This is a genomic window from Burkholderia sp. Ac-20392, from assembly GCF_017104585.1.
Lineage (GTDB): Bacteria > Pseudomonadota > Gammaproteobacteria > Burkholderiales > Burkholderiaceae > Burkholderia > Burkholderia lata.
The window spans coordinates 1-538 of sequence record NZ_JAAGPB010001138.1; the positions used below are offsets into that span (position 1 = coordinate 1).

The window sequence follows — 538 nt, forward strand, 5'->3', positions numbered from 1 at the left end:
CCCGCGGCTCGTCGTCGGCGATGCGGGAATCGGCAAGTCGCGCCTCGTGCACGCGCTGTGCGAGGCCGTGCGGACACAGGGCCACGCGTTCGCGTATTGCGGGTGCCTGCCCGAGCGGGAGAATCATGCGCTGTTTCCGATCCTGCGGTTCATCGGCGCGCATTGGCAACTCGACGCCGACAGCCCGCCCGGTGCCACGCGCGCGGCGATCGACGCGATGCTCGCGCCGCTCGAATGCGATCGTGCGGCGGCCCGTGTCGCGCTCTCGACCTGGCTGGGGCTGGCCTGCGAGGCGAACGAGACACGGTGGTCGAGCGCGCGCGAACAGTACGCGCTGTTCGATGTGCTCGAGCAATTGATCGTGTCGCTCGGCAATGGCGCGCCGGTGTTGCTCGTCGTCGAGGATGTGCAGTGGATCGACCGCTCGACCGAGGATTTCCTTGCGTACCTGCAGCGCTCGCCGCGCGCGGCGGCGTTCTGTGTCGTGCTCACGTCGCGGCCCGCCCGGCTCGAGTGCTGGCGTGGCCCGACCGCACGC

At 70.3% G+C, this 538-nt stretch carries 1 protein-coding gene; it reads left to right on the top strand.

Annotation, left to right across the window (positions count from 1 at the left end; genetic code table 11):
• Nucleotides 1–538 (top strand): AAA family ATPase (locus G3N99_RS41255; RefSeq protein ID WP_206125316.1); only part of this gene is annotated, 538 nt, incomplete at both ends.